Source organism: Roseateles sp. T103, from assembly GCF_057219915.1.
Window position 1 is genome coordinate 908322 of sequence record NZ_JBXVVS010000001.1, and the last position, 13093, is coordinate 921414.

General features: G+C 64.5%; 12 protein-coding genes and 6 tRNA genes. 16 read left to right on the plus strand and 2 right to left on the minus strand.

What is annotated here, in order from left to right; all coding sequences use genetic code 11:
- The first annotated feature begins 4 nt into the window (after positions 1–4).
- From trpB to AC2EBS_RS04025, 15 genes are all read left to right on the plus strand, one after another.
- Entirely contained in the window at positions 5–1279 is a 1275-nt protein-coding gene (gene trpB, locus AC2EBS_RS03955) for a tryptophan synthase subunit beta (protein WP_484727070.1), read from the plus strand.
- Entirely contained in the window at positions 1279–2091 is an 813-nt protein-coding gene (gene trpA, locus AC2EBS_RS03960; RefSeq protein WP_484727071.1) for a tryptophan synthase subunit alpha, read from the plus strand. Before trpB ends, trpA begins: the two co-directional genes overlap by 1 nt.
- Before the next feature lie 39 nt (positions 2092–2130).
- Positions 2131–3003: an acetyl-CoA carboxylase, carboxyltransferase subunit beta gene (gene accD, locus AC2EBS_RS03965; protein WP_484727072.1), complete on the plus strand. Its 873-nt coding sequence runs from the start codon at positions 2131–2133 to the stop codon at positions 3001–3003.
- 65 nt (positions 3004–3068) lie between these two features.
- On the plus strand, positions 3069–4415 hold the full coding sequence (folC, locus tag AC2EBS_RS03970; RefSeq protein WP_484727073.1) for a bifunctional tetrahydrofolate synthase/dihydrofolate synthase: 1347 nt from the start codon (positions 3069–3071) through the stop codon (positions 4413–4415).
- 72 nt (positions 4416–4487) lie between these two features.
- Positions 4488–5297 carry an SPOR domain-containing protein gene (locus AC2EBS_RS03975; RefSeq protein ID WP_484727074.1) on the plus strand — a complete coding sequence of 270 codons (810 nt, stop codon included), beginning with the start codon at positions 4488–4490 and terminating at the stop codon, positions 5295–5297.
- 18 nt (positions 5298–5315) lie between these two features.
- On the plus strand, positions 5316–5807 hold the full coding sequence (locus AC2EBS_RS03980; RefSeq protein WP_484727075.1) for a CvpA family protein: 492 nt from the start codon (positions 5316–5318) through the stop codon (positions 5805–5807).
- A 75-nt stretch (positions 5808–5882) separates the two neighbouring features.
- Entirely contained in the window at positions 5883–7397 is a 1515-nt protein-coding gene (purF, locus tag AC2EBS_RS03985) for an amidophosphoribosyltransferase (RefSeq protein ID WP_484727076.1), read from the plus strand.
- Between the two features lie 2 nt (positions 7398–7399).
- A complete protein-coding gene (locus AC2EBS_RS03990) occupies positions 7400–8635 on the plus strand; it encodes an O-succinylhomoserine sulfhydrylase (protein ID WP_484727077.1) in 1236 nt (411 codons plus the stop codon).
- Positions 8636–8655: 20 nt separating this feature from the next.
- The gene (gene gltX, locus AC2EBS_RS03995; protein ID WP_484727078.1) at positions 8656–10050 is read left to right on the plus strand and encodes a glutamate--tRNA ligase; all 1395 of its coding nucleotides are present in this window, start codon (positions 8656–8658) and stop codon (positions 10048–10050) included.
- 83 nt (positions 10051–10133) lie between these two features.
- A tRNA-Ala gene (locus AC2EBS_RS04000) sits at positions 10134–10209 on the plus strand.
- A gap of 50 nt (positions 10210–10259) precedes the next feature.
- Positions 10260–10335 (plus strand) — tRNA-Glu (locus AC2EBS_RS04005).
- Positions 10336–10400: 65 nt separating this feature from the next.
- A tRNA-Asp gene (locus AC2EBS_RS04010) sits at positions 10401–10477 on the plus strand.
- Between the two features lie 100 nt (positions 10478–10577).
- A tRNA-Ala gene (locus AC2EBS_RS04015) sits at positions 10578–10653 on the plus strand.
- Positions 10654–10709: 56 nt separating this feature from the next.
- Positions 10710–10785 (plus strand) — tRNA-Glu (locus AC2EBS_RS04020).
- 78 nt (positions 10786–10863) lie between these two features.
- Positions 10864–10940 (plus strand) — tRNA-Asp (locus AC2EBS_RS04025).
- An 88-nt stretch (positions 10941–11028) separates the two neighbouring features.
- Here the strand turns inward: AC2EBS_RS04025 and AC2EBS_RS04030 are convergent.
- Positions 11029–11316, minus strand: a complete 288-nt coding sequence (locus AC2EBS_RS04030) for a helix-hairpin-helix domain-containing protein (RefSeq protein WP_484727079.1) — start codon at positions 11314–11316, stop codon at positions 11029–11031.
- A 22-nt stretch (positions 11317–11338) separates the two neighbouring features.
- Positions 11339–12019, minus strand: coding sequence for a transcriptional repressor LexA (gene lexA / locus AC2EBS_RS04035; protein WP_484727558.1), 681 nt, complete (start codon positions 12017–12019; stop codon positions 11339–11341).
- Between the two features lie 137 nt (positions 12020–12156).
- On the opposite strand from lexA, the gene AC2EBS_RS04040 reads away from it, so the two are divergent.
- Positions 12157–13092, plus strand: a complete 936-nt coding sequence (locus tag AC2EBS_RS04040; protein ID WP_484727080.1) for an asparaginase — start codon at positions 12157–12159, stop codon at positions 13090–13092.
- Position 13093 lies beyond the last annotated feature (1 nt).

Consider the following 13093-nt stretch of genomic DNA (forward strand, 5'->3'; position numbering starts at 1 on the left):
TCCCATGTTCCAGTACGATCAGCCCGATGCCCGCGGGCATTTCGGCCCCTATGGCGGCCGCTTCGTCGCCGAGACGCTGATGTTCGCGCTCGACGAGCTCAATGAAGCCTACGCGCACTACAGCCGCGACCCCGAGTTCATCGCCGAGTTCAAGAAGGAGCTCGCGCACTTCGTCGGCCGCCCCAGCCCGATCTATCACGCCGACCGTCTGAGCCGCGAGCTCGGCGGCGCGCAGATCTACCTGAAGCGCGAGGACCTGAACCACACCGGCGCGCACAAGGTGAACAACACCATCGGCCAGGCGCTGCTGGCCAAGCGCATGGGCAAGAAGCGCGTCATCGCCGAGACCGGTGCCGGCCAGCACGGCGTGGCCACCGCGACGATCTGCGCCCGCTACGGCATGGAATGCGTGGTCTATATGGGTAGCGAGGATGTCAAGCGCCAGTCGCCCAACGTCTACCGCATGAACTTGCTCGGCGCCCGCGTGGTGCCGGTGGAATCGGGCTCCAAGACGCTGAAGGATGCGCTCAACGAGGCGATGCGCGACTGGGTCACCAATGTCGAGTCGACCTTCTACATCATCGGCACCGTGGCCGGCCCGCATCCTTATCCGATGATGGTGCGCGACTTCCAGCGCGTCATCGGCGACGAGTGCCTGGAGCAGATGCCCGACATGATCGGCAAGCAGCCCGATGCGGTGATCGCCTGCGTCGGCGGTGGCAGCAATGCCATCGGCATCTTTTATCCCTACATCCCGCACCAGGGCGTGCGCCTGATCGGCGTCGAGGCCGAAGGCGAGGGTGTGGCCAGCGGCAAGCATGCTGCGACGCTGAGCGCTGGCACGCCCGGCGTGCTGCACGGCAATCGCACCTATCTGCTTCAGGACGCCAACGGCCAGATCATCGAGACGCACTCGATCTCTGCCGGTCTGGACTATCCCGGCGTCGGCCCCGAGCACGCCTATCTGAAGGATATCGGCCGCGCCGAATACGTCGGCGTGACCGACCAGGAAGCGCTGGAGGCCTTCCATCGCCTCTGCCGCACCGAGGGCATCATCCCGGCGCTGGAGTCCAGCCACGCGGTCGCGCATGCGATGAAGATCGCGCCGACGATGCGGCCTGACCAGCATCTGCTGGTCAATCTCTCCGGTCGTGGCGACAAGGACATCGGCACCGTGGCCGATCTGTCCAAGGCCGACTTCTACTGCCGGCCCTCTTGCCGCGGCCAGTCGGTCAAAGGCGGCGAGCAGACCGTTGCCGTGGTGAAGGAGGGCAAGTGATGAGCCGCATCCAAGCCGCTTTCGCCAGATTGGCGAGCGAGGGCCGCAAGGCCTTGATCCCCTTCGTCCACGCTGGCGACCCCTACCCGGAGACCACGGTCGAGCTGATGCTGGCGATGGCCGACGCCGGCGCCGACGTGATCGAGCTGGGCGTGCCGTTCTCGGACCCGATGGCCGACGGCCCCGTGATCCAGCGTGCCGCCGAGCGCGCGCTCAAGCACGGCATCGGCCTACCCCAGGTGCTGGACTTCGTGCGCGCCTTCCGTGCCAAGAACGATCAGACGCCGGTCGTGCTGATGGGCTATGCGAACCCGATCGAGCACTACGGCGCCGGGCGTTTTGTCACAGACGCCAAGGCAGCCGGCGTCGATGGGGTGCTGGTGGTGGACTACCCGCCTGAGGAATGCGAGGCCTTTGCGCACCAACTGCGCGCCGCCGGGCTGGATCCGATCTTCCTGCTGGCGCCGACCTCCACCGAGGAGCGTATGGCGCGCATTGGCCAGGTGGCCAGCGGCTATGTCTATTACGTTTCGCTCAAGGGCGTGACCGGCGCCGGTCATCTGGACACTGACGCGGTAGCCGCCACCATCCCGCGCATTCGCAAGCATGTGTCGGTGCCGGTGGGCGTGGGCTTTGGCATTCGCGATGCGGCCACCGCGCAGGCGGTGGCGCGGGTCTCGGACGCGGTGGTGATCGGCTCGCGCCTGGTGCAACTGCTCGAAGTGGAAGCACGCGATAATGTCGCCGCCAAGGGGGCCGAGTTCATCCGCGAGATCCGCGCTGCGCTCGATGCCCTGCCGCGCCAGGGCTGACCGGCTCCGGCGCCAACAAGAGACGACAAGGAGTCTGCAATGAGTTGGCTCGAGAAACTTCTGCCGCCCAAGATGCAGCAAGGCGACCCAACCGAGCGCCGTACGGTGCCCGAAGGGTTGTGGATCAAGTGCCCGTCCTGCGAGACGGTGCTCTACAAGACCGATCTGGAGCAGAACGTCAATGTCTGCCCCAAGTGCAGCCATCACCACCGCATCGGCGCGCGTGCTCGCCTGAATGCCTTTCTCGACGGCGAAGGCCGTTACGAGATCGGCCAGGAGGTGATCCCGGTCGACGCGCTGAAGTTCAAGGACAGCAAGAAGTATCCCGACCGGCTCAAGGAAGCGCTGGAATCCACCGGCGAGACCGACGCGCTGGTGGTCATGGGCGGTGCGGTGATGAGCGTGCCGGTGGTCGTGGCCTGCTTCGAGTTCGACTTCATGGGCGGCTCGATGGGCTCGGTGGTTGGCGAGCGCTTCGTGCGCGGCGTCGAGACCGCGATCGAGCAGAAGACGCCCTTCATCTGCTACACCGCCACCGGCGGCGCGCGCATGCAGGAAGGCCTGCTGTCGCTGATGCAGATGGCCAAGACCAATGCGGCGCTGACCCGCCTGGCCAAGGCTAGGCTGCCCTATATCAGCGTGCTGACCGACCCGACCATGGGCGGCGTGTCGGCGAGCTTTGCCTTCGTCGGCGATATCGTCATCGCCGAGCCCAAGGCGCTGATCGGCTTTGCCGGCCCGCGCGTGATCGAGAACACCGTGCGCGAGAAGCTGCCTCCCGGCTTCCAGCGCGCCGAGTTCCTGATGGAAAAGGGCGCGGTGGACATGATCGTCGACCGTCGTCAGCTGCGTGAGACCATCGCCCGTCAGCTGGCCATGCTGCAGCGTCAGAGCTCCGACGCCGTGGCCTGAGCCTGACTTGCCTCTCTGTCACGGCCAGGCCCGCAAGGTCTGGCCGTGCTGCTTTCTGAACTGCCATGACCAGCGACATCACCGATCAGCAGCGCCTCGACGACTGGCTCGCTCATTGCGAGAAGCTCCACCCCAAGGAAATCAGCATGGGGCTGGAGCGCGTGAACCGCGTGCGCGATGCGCTGGGCCTGCGCTTCGAGGCGCCGGTGGTGATGGTGGCCGGCACCAACGGCAAGGGTTCGACCTGCGCGATGCTGGAGTCCATCGCGCTGCAGGCCGGCTACCGCGTCGGCCTCTACATCAAGCCGCATCTGGTGCACTTCCAGGAGCGCTGCCGTATCGCCGGTGCGCCGGTCGATGCGGGCTCTCTGCTGGCCAGCTTCGAAGCCGTCGAGGCCGCGCGCGGCGAGGTGGCGCTGACCTATTTCGAGTTCACCACACTGGCCATCCTGCACCGCCTGGCGGCCGAGCCGCTGGACCTGGTGATCCTTGAGGTAGGTCTGGGTGGACGGCTGGATGCGGTGAACTGCATCGACGCCGACTGCAGCGTGATCACCAGCATCGACCTGGACCATGTCGAATACCTCGGTCCGGACCGCGAGAGCATTGGCCGCGAGAAGGCGCACATCATGCGGCCTGGCCGGCCCGCGGTCTGCAGCGATCCAATGGCACCGGCCTCGGTCGCGGCCCATGCCGCGGCAATCGGCGCCGACCTGCGCCAGCTGGGGCGCGACTTCAGCTATGGCGGCGATCGCCAGCAATGGCAGTGGGTGGGGCGCGCCAAGCGCTTCAGCGGCCTGGCCTATCCAGCGCTGCGCGGTGTGAACCAGTTGCTCAACGCAGCCGGCGTGCTGGCTGTGTTCGAGGCACTGCACGAGCGCCTGCCGATCAGTGCGCAGGCGGTGCGCACCGGCCTGGCGCTGGTCGAGTTGCCCGGGCGCTTTCAGGTCGTGCCAGGCCAGCCGGTGTTGGTGCTGGACGTGGCGCACAACCCGCATGCGGTGGCGGCGCTGGCGCAGAACCTCGACCAGATGGGCTTCTATCCGCGTACCCATGCGGTGTTCGGCGCCATGGCCGACAAGGACCTGGAGCAGATCCTGCAGCGAATCGCGCCGCTGGTGGATCGCTGGCATTTCTGCGACCTGGAGATCGCCCGGGCGGCCAAGGCGCAGGCCCTCGCCGAGCGCTTCACCGCGCTGTGGGACAGCGGCTCCATCAAGCCGCCCGCCGAGGTCAGCCTGGCCTGCCATGCGAACCCGCTCGAGGCCCTTGCTGCGGCGGCCGCCGAGGCAGACCCGGCTGATAGAATCGTCGCGTTCGGCTCCTTCTACACCGTGGGCGGTGTGCTGAAGAACGGCGTGCCTCGACTGGCGTCGGCCCACGCCGGCACTGCGCGGCCGCCACAGGGCTGAAGGCGGGTCCTGACGGTTGTCTGCAGGCCTGCTTCCTCCTCGCCCGCCATCCCAGCTTCGCACTCTCCAGCCATGGGTCTGCTGTCCTTTTTTCAACGCAAGGCCAACCCGGCCGCAACGAGCGGCAACCAGGCGTCCACCGAGCTATCGGTGCAGCAACTGCGCGTGCGTGCCAGGCGCCGCCTGATCGGCGCTGCGGTGCTGGTCGGCCTCGGCGTGATCGGCTTCCCGCTGGTCTTCGAAACCCAGCCGCGTCCGATCCCGGTAGACCTACCGATCGAGATTCCCAAGAAGGATGGTGCACCGCCGCTGGCGATTCCGCAGCCGGCACCCAGCCCAGCCGCCAGTGTGGCCGCCGTGGCGCCGTCCCTCGCGCCGGCTGTCACCCAGGCCAGCGAGCCACGCGCCGAGGCTCCCCGCGAAGTCGCTCCTGCCCCGGCGCGCAGCGACAAACCTGCCGAGTCGGCCGTGATCGAGAAGCCTGTCTTGGCCAAGGCCCACGAAAGGCCGGCCGTCGAAAAGACTGCAGAAAAGCCCGGCGACAGACCGGAAGTCAAGTCCGCCAAGCCGAGTGCGAGCGCGGCCGAGGCTGCGCGCGTGCGGGCTCTGCTTGACGGAGGAAAGCCAGCGGCCGCCGCCGCGGCGCCGGGCAGTGGTCGTTTCGTTGTGCAGGTCGGTGCCTATGCCGACAGCAAGTCAGCTCAGGACGCGCGCATGAAGCTGGAGCGCATGGGGCTGAAGACCTATGTGCAGGCGGTCGAGACCAAAGATGGCAAACGCATCCGAGTGCGTGTCGGCCCCTACGCCAGCCGCGAGGAAGCCGACAGGGTGGCTGGCAAGGTGCGCGATAGCGGCTTGTCCACCGCCGTGCTCAGTCTTTGAGCACCCAGGGCATCCGCGATGGGCTGGGTCGACTTGGTGCTGCTGTCCCTGCTAGGGATCTCGGTGCTGCTGGGTCTGTGGCGTGGCCTGGTCTACGAACTGATGGCGCTGGCGGGCTGGGTGGTGGCCTATTTCGGCAGCGCGCCGCTGGCACCGCTGGTGGCCGGCTGGCTGCCGCAGGATCGCTTCGATGCCACTCTGTTGCATGGCCTGAGCTTGGTGCTGGCCTTTGTGCTGATACTCGTCGTCTGGGGCTTGGCCGCGCGGCTGGTGCAAATGCTGGTGCGGGCCACACCGCTGAGCCTGCTGGACCGATTGCTTGGCGGCGGCTTCGGCGTGCTGCGCGGTGTTTTGATCGTCTTGCTGATGGTGGTGCTGGCCGGCATGTCGCCGCTGTCGCGCAGCGAGTCCTGGCAGGCTTCGGTGATCGCGCCCTGGCTGCGCGTCGCGCTGCAGGGCTTGAGCCCGGTGCTGCCCGAGGACGTGGTGAAATTCATCGTGACGGTCTGATCGACGGACGGTCGCGCGGCAAGTTTGAGAAAACAGCGTCTTGAGACGTCTTAGCAGGACTACGAGGAACGACCCATGTGCGGCATTGTTGGCGTGATTTCCCAGACGCCCGTCAATCAGCTGATCTATGACGCCTTGCTGCTGCTGCAGCACCGCGGCCAGGATGCAGCGGGCATCGTCACGATGCAGGGCAACAAGTGCTTCATGCACAAGGCGCGCGGCATGGTGCGCGATGTGTTTCGCACGCGCAATATGCGCGCGCTGCCAGGCAATATCGGCCTGGGCCAGGTGCGCTACCCGACGGCCGGCAACGCCTACAGCGAGGAAGAGGCTCAGCCCTTCTACGTCAACGCGCCTTTCGGCATCGTGCTGGTGCACAACGGCAATCTGACGAATGCGCATTCGCTCAAGAAGCAGCTCTTCGACATTGATCGCCGCCACATCAACACCGAGAGCGACACCGAGGTACTGCTCAATGTGCTGGCGCATGAGCTGGAGCAGGTGGCGCGCGATCTGCCGCTGACGCCCGAGTCGGTGTTCAGGGCTGTACGGGCGGTGCACAAGCGCATCAAGGGCTCGTATGCGGTGATCGCGCTGATCGCCGGCCATGGCTTGCTGGCCTTCCGCGATCCCTATGGCATCCGACCGCTGTGTTTTGGCCGCTCGGCAGACGGCGAGTTCATGGTCGCCAGCGAGAGCGTGGCGCTCGAGGGCACGGGGCATCGCCTGGAGCGTGACGTCGCGCCGGGCGAGGCACTTTTCATCGACACCCAGGGCCGCGTGCACACCGAGCAGTGTGCGGAAAAGTCGGTGCTCAACCCCTGCATGTTCGAGTTCGTCTATCTGGCCCGGCCTGATTCGGTGCTGGACGGCATCTCGGTCTATCAGGCGCGCCTGAACATGGGCGAGACGCTGGCACAGCGCGTCATCTCGACGATGCCGCCCAGCGATATCGATGTGGTGATTCCGATCCCGGAATCGAGCCGCCCGTCGGCGATGCAGCTTGCGCACAAGATCGGCAAGCCCTATCGCGAAGGTTTCGTGAAGAACCGCTACGTCGGCCGCACCTTCATCATGCCGGGGCAGGGCGTGCGCAAGAAGTCGGTGCGCCAGAAGCTCAACGCGATCGGCGTCGAATTCAAGGGGCGCAATGTGCTGCTGGTGGACGACTCCATCGTGCGCGGCACCACCTCCAAGGAGATCGTGCAGATGGCCCGTGAGGCCGGCGCGAACAAGGTCTATATGGCCTCGGCCGCGCCGCCGGTCCGCTTCCCGAATGTCTACGGCATCGACATGCCGACCAAGGAAGAGCTGATCGCGCACAACCGCAGCATCGAGGAGATCCGCCAGTACATCGGCGCCGACGCGCTGATCTATCAGGATGTGGATGCGATGAAGCGCGTCGTCGCAGCGCTCAGGCCTGGCCTGGGGGGCTTCGAGGCGTCGTGCTTCGATGGGCACTACGTCACCGGCGACGTCAGCGACGAGGATTTCGCCACGATGCAGGAGCAGCGCCTGTCCCAGGGCGATGAAGAGGATGGTCCGGCACGCACGCGGCTGGCGCTGCAAAGCGGTGGCGAGGGTCAGTGAGCATGAACGACGAGGAACGCCGCATCGCTCGCGCCAGGCTGCCTGAAGGGCTGCGGCCCGAGACGTTGGCGGTGCGCACCGCGCTGGCGCCTAGCCAGCATGGCGAGAACTCCGAGGCGCTGTTCCTCACCAGCGGCTATGTGCAGCCCGACGCCGAGACTTCGGCACGGCGCTTTGCCGCCTCGGAGGACTTCACCTATTCGCGCACCAGCAACCCGACGGTGCGCAGCTTCGAGTCGCGGCTGGCTGCGCTGGAAGGTACCGAGGCGGCGGTGGCTACCTCGACCGGCATGAGCGCGATCCTGCTGCTGATCATGGGTCTGCTGAAGGCGGGCGACCATGTGATCTGCTCGCGATCGGTGTTCGGCTCGACGATCAATTTGTTTGCCAAGGAGTTCGGCAAGTTCGGTGTCGAGACCAGCTTCGTATCGCAGACCGATTTGGCCGACTGGCGCGCGGCGATCAAGCCGACGACCAAGCTGCTCTTCGCCGAGACACCGACCAATCCGCTCACCGAGGTGTGCGATATCCGTGCCCTGGCGGACCTGGCCCACGAGGTCGGCGCGCTGCTGGTGGTGGACAACAGCTTCTGTTCCCCGGCGTTGCAGCAACCGGCGTCGCTGGGTGCCGACCTGGTGATGCATTCGGGCACAAAGTATCTGGATGGGCAGGGGCGTGTCATGGCCGGCTCGCTGTGCGGCTCGGAGAGATTGATCAAGGACGTGTTCGGCCCGGTGATCCGTACCGCCGGCATGACCCTGTCGCCGTTCAATGCCTGGGTCGTGCTCAAGGGACTTGAGACGCTGGGGCTGCGCATGAAGGCGCATAGCGCCAACGCTTTGGCCGTGGCGCGCTGGCTGGAGCAGCAGCCGCAGGTCGAGCGGGTGTTCTATCCTGGCCTGCCTTCTCATCCGCAGCACGAACTGGCGATGCGCCAGCAAGGCGAGCAGGGCGGGGCGGTCGTGTCCTTCGTGCTGCGCTCAAGTACGCCCGAGGCGTCGCGCGCTGCAGCCTTTCACGTCATTGACAGCACGCGGCTGTTGAGCATTGCGACCAATCTGGGCGATACCAAGTCCATCATCACCCACCCGGCGACAACCTCGCACGGGCGCCTGACCGAAGCTCAGCGGGCGGCGGCAGGCATCGGCCAGGGGCTGATCCGGCTGGCGGTGGGTCTCGAGCATGTGGACGACATCACCGACGATCTGCTGCGTGGGCTTTCCACTTTGAAGAACTGATGACTAGTCAAATCGAAGCGATGAATCTACCGGTCCGTACGCGTATTGCGCCGTCACCAACCGGCTTTCTGCATCTGGGCACTGCGCGCACTGCGCTGTACTCCTGGGCCTTCGCCCGCCACTACGGCGGCAAGTTCGTGCTGCGTATCGAGGACACCGATGTCGCGCGATCGACGCAGGATTCGGTGGAACAAATCCTGGCGGCGATGAGTTGGTTGGGTCTCGACTATGACGAGGGCCCGTTCTACCAGATGAAGCGGCTCGATCGCTATCACGCAGTGGTCGATCAACTGATCGCAGAAGGCAAGGCCTACCGTTGTTACTGCACGCCCGACGAATTGGATGCGATGCGCGAAGCGCAGCGTGCCCGCGGCGAGAAGACTCGCTACGACGGGCGCTGGCGCCCAGAGCCCGGCAAAACGCTGCCTGCGATTCCTGCGGGGGTGAAGCCGGTCGTACGCTTCAAGAACCCACTGGAGGGTGATGTCACCTGGGATGACCTGGTCAAGGGTCCGATCACCATCAACAATCGCGAGATCGACGATCTGATCATCCTGCGGCCGGATGGCGTGCCGACCTACAACTTTGCGGTGGTCGTGGATGACTGGGATATGAACATCACCCATGTCTTCCGCGGCGACGAGCATGTGAACAACACGCCTTGGCAGATCAACATCTTTCGTGCACTGGGCGCGCCGTTGCCGAAGTTCGGGCATGTGCCGGTGATCCTCGGCGATGATGGGCAGAAACTCTCCAAGCGACGCGGCGCCGTGAGCGTGACGGCCTACGAGGAAGGCGGCTATCTGCCCGAGGCGATGCTGAACTACCTTTCGCGCCTGGGCTGGAGCCATGGAGACGAAGAACTGTTCAGTCGCCAGCAACTGGTTCAGTGGTTCGACGGCAGCCACTTGTCCAGAAGTCCAGCACAGTGGGACCCGGCCAAACTGGTGTGGGTGAACGGCCAGTACATCAAGACTGCTGATAACGGCCGCCTGGCACGCCTTGTCTCAGAACAGTTGCACCGACGTGGCATTGTGGCTGAAGCGAACGCTGCGATGGAGACGATGTGCGCGCTGTTCAAGGATCGCTGCGGAACGACGGTGGAACTGGCGGACTGGCTGGCGATGTACTTCTCACCGGTTCAGCCCACCCAGGAGGACGTCACGACGCACTTGACCGATGCGGTGAAGCCGGTCTTGCGAGAGCTCGCTGACATGCTGCTCAGCATCGACTGGAACAAGGTCTCGATTCAGGCGGCGCTGAAGGAAGCGCTCGGCAAACACGGGCTGAAGATGCCTCAGCTGGCCATGCCCGTGCGCGTCGCTGTCTGCGGTCGTGCCCAGACGCCTTCGTTGGATGCGGTGCTTGAGCTGTTTAGCAAAGAAGTTGTGATCGAACGCTTGCGCAGTGCATGAAAAAACCTTTATACTTTCGGTCTCGCTTGAACAGCGCGACACCGAAGAAACTGAACTGCACAAACTGCAGCTAAGGTTTCAAAGGGGGTATAGCTCAGCTGGGAGAGCGCTTGCATGGCATGCAAGAGGTCAGCGGTTCGATCCCGCTTACCTCCACCAAGAGCCCTAGGGCTGAGGTGGCGCGCAGTTCAAGTCATGAAGAAGGATTAGTCCCCTTCGTCTAGAGGCCTAGGACACCACCCTTTCACGGTGACTACAGGGGTTCGAATCCCCTAGGGGACGCCAAGTTTGATGAGGCTTGGCAATTTGTCGGGATATATTCTCGATGGGTTGCGAAACTTATCCCACGCGGAGTGGTAGTTCAGTTGGTTAGAATACCGGCCTGTCACGCCGGGGGTCGCGGGTTCGAGCCCCGTCCACTCCGCCAAGGTTTGCATAGCAAACGGCCATTCATTTGGCCGTTTGTATTTTTGAGTCGGAATCAACTCGACGGCGCGAGTCGCTCGGGAAGTCAGAAAAGACTTCGCGGGGGTATAGCTCAGCTGGGAGAGCGCTTGCATGGCATGCAAGAGGTCAGCGGTTCGATCCCGCTTACCTCCACCAATAGCCTTCGGGCTGGCGGGGCGCGCAGTCGGATGAGTTCGCGAAAAGAAGGATTAGTCCCCTTCGTCTAGAGGCCTAGGACACCACCCTTTCACGGTGACTACAGGGGTTCGAATCCCCTAGGGGACGCCAAGTTTAATAAGGCTTGGCAGTTGGCTGAGAGAGTATCTCAGCGGATTGCGAAACTTATTCAATACCCTTTACGGTATTGGAGTGGTAGTTCAGTTGGTTAGAATACCGGCCTGTCACGCCGGGGGTCGCGGGTTCGAGCCCCGTCCACTCCGCCAAAAAATGAAAACCCCAGTGCGCAAGCTCTGGGGTTTTTTTCTGTTGCCTACTCATTCCAATGAGACCGGCGAACTGCCGGCTCGCCGATCAAACAGCGCCATAGCGCTGGCGGCGCTGCTCGGTGAAGTGCCACCAGGGACGTGGCGGACCGCCGGCCATGAAGTCCACAGCTGCCATCAAGGTATCGAGCATGCAAGGGTCGTGTCGCGTGCCAGTCTGGCGACACAAGCGCTGGTAAAGCGCGTAGGGGTCGTGTCGCCGCAGATCCTTTGGGCGTTGCACGCCCAGCGCACGAAGATCGGCGGCGACCGCCGGACCGACGTTCGGAATCTGCTCCAGCGTGAAGCAGTCTTCAAAATGGCGGGCCTTCATCATGATGAGCAGGTCCTTATTCGACTCAAGCGTTGAACTGCGGTCGGATCAATCCCACCGCAAGACCTTCGATGCAGAACTCGTCCTCGGGTCCGACCACGATGGGCTCGAAATCTTCGTTCTCGGGCAGCAGGGTGATCTGCTCGCGGTTGCGCCGATAGCGTTTGACCGTGACTTCCTCGCCGATGCGTGCAACGACGATCTGCCCGTTCTTTGCGTCCCGCGCCTGCTTCACGGCCAGCAGATCCCCGTCCATGATGCCGATGTCCTTCATGCTCATGCCGCGTACCTTCAACAGGAAATCGGGCTTGCGCTCGAACATGCCGGCCTCAAGCGTATAGGTCTGCTCCACATGTTCCTGGGCGAGAATCGGTTGACCGGCTGCGACGCGACCAACCAGTGGCAGCGTCAGCTGCGCGAGGCCGGCCAGCGGCAGTTCGAACTGCTGATTGGCCGCTTCGCGAGCCATGCGGGCCTGGTGAACCTGCTTCAACGTGTCCGACTTCAAACGTATGCCGCGCGATGTGCCGCCGACGAGTTCGATCGCACCCTTGCGGGCCAGTGCCTGCAGATGTTCTTCGGCAGCATTCGCGGAACGGAAACCGAGTTCAGCGGCAATCTCTGCGCGTGTCGGCGGCGCACCCGTGCGCTCAATGGCTTCACGCACCAGATCAAGGATCTGCTGCTGCCGCGCGGTCAGGCGCATCTCGTTTCCGTTGGCTTGATCTTTGGCGATGTCGTCCACGTTGTCCTCTCTCGCTGCACCCGATGAGATGGATGCCTGGCTGAGTATATATCCAGTATCTGTATGAATGTACAGCAGACTTTACCGAAGGGGGCTGCATGCTCGTGATCCTTGGCACCGGAGGCACCATCGCCGGCACTGCAGCCGATGCGGCGGACAACATCGGCTACAGCGCCGCGCAGCTCGGCGTCGGACATTTGGTGCGCGCTGTGCCGCAGCTGGCCAGCTTTTCGCTCGAATGCGAGCAGGTGGCGCAGATCGACAGCAAGGACATGGACTTCGCAACCTGGCAACGGGTTGCCCAGGCTGTGCAGCGGCATCTGGATCGGCCCGAGGTCCAAGGCATCGTCGTGACCCATGGCACCGATACGCTGGAGGAGACGGCCTACTTCCTTCAGCGTGTGCTCGCTCCTCGGAAGCCGGTCGTGCTCACCGCGGCCATGCGCCCGGCGACAGCCCTGCTGGCAGACGGCCCGCAGAACCTGCTCGACGCGGTTCGTGTCGCATCACAGCCCGGCGCGACCGGCGTGCTGTGCGCGTTTGCGGGTGCGGTACATGCGGCCGACGCGGTCCGCAAGGTGCATAGCTATCGTGTCAACGCCTTTGCTTCGGCCGAAGGCGGGCCGATGGCAGTGATCGAGGAGGGGGTTGTCCGCGCGCTTTGCCCATGGCCAGATGCAGAGGCAGGCGTGGGACTTGGCACGGTTTTGCGCCCGGCTCAATCCTGGCCGCGGGTGCAGATCGTGCTGAATCACGTGGGCGCCGATGGAGCCGTCGTTGATGCACTGCTGGCCAGCGGCGTCGATGGCATCGTTGTCGCCGGAACAGGCAACGGCACGCTGTCCAACGCGCTGGAGTCCGCATTGCTGCGCGCGCAGGCTCAGGGCGTTGAAGTCTGGCTGAGCACCCGCTGCGATGCCGGGCCCGTCATCCTGCCTGCCCAGCATGGGCGGCCGTTCCGCAGCGCGGGTGCGCTCGGGCCGGTGAAGGCGCGCATCGCGCTGTTGCTGGAACTGCTGGGCCGCAACCCATAAC